This is a genomic window from Vibrio sp. 1249-1, assembly GCF_033340495.1.
The window spans coordinates 1-710 of the sequence record NZ_JAWOWJ010000523.1 but is presented as its reverse complement, the minus strand read 5'-3'; the positions used below and the strand labels follow the sequence as shown (position 1 = coordinate 710).

Here is a 710-nt window from a genome sequence, read left to right as displayed (position 1 = left end):
CGCGCGACGCGCTCTGGGCTAAACAGCTTTCCTTCAGGTACCTTCGCTTGAAAAGGTGCCGACAAAGCCGTATCTGTTGTGCCTGGGTGGAGAGCGAGTACAGTCCCGTGTTTGACCATTCTCCGCCATTCAATCGACATGGTTTTGAGAAACATGTTCAGCGCGGCTTTCGAGGCTCGATAACTGTACCAACCGCCAAGACGATTGTCGCTAATGCTGCCGACTTTGGCCGATACAACCGCAAATTTCGGTGCACCACTGCGCTTTAAAAGTGGCGAGAAATACTTCGCAAGTAACATGCTTGGCAAGGTGTTAACGGCGATGTTTTGCAGAAAAAAGTCAGGCTCCACCATACTGAGATTTTTCTCCGGACTTTTGTTTGGCGTATGCAGCATACCGACACAGTTGATCACCCAATCGATAGTATTAACCGCTTGACTCAAATTTTTGACCTGCGTTTCATCCGTGACATCGACCTGGTGCCAAATCAAGGCTGAATGTTCATAATCGGATTTTGTGCGCCGATAGGTCGCGTGAATTTGTGCCAGCGGAAAGCGCACTAGTGCTTCTTTGACCATCGCCAAACCAATCCCTCCGTTTCCACCGACGATCAAAATGTTCATCACAAATGCTCCAAATCCGCGATATAGCGTTCAGCCGTCTCAAGAATCGCTTGACGCTGCGAAGCTTCCATATTGTCCCAAGACCGG

At 49.6% G+C, this 710-nt stretch carries 1 protein-coding gene; it reads right to left on the bottom strand.

The window, feature by feature from the left end; genetic code table 11:
• A partial coding sequence (locus R7Z50_RS27375) for an SDR family oxidoreductase (RefSeq protein ID WP_318149732.1) occupies positions 1-623 on the bottom strand: 623 nt, incomplete at its 3' end.
• Positions 624-710: the final 87 nt, after the last annotated feature.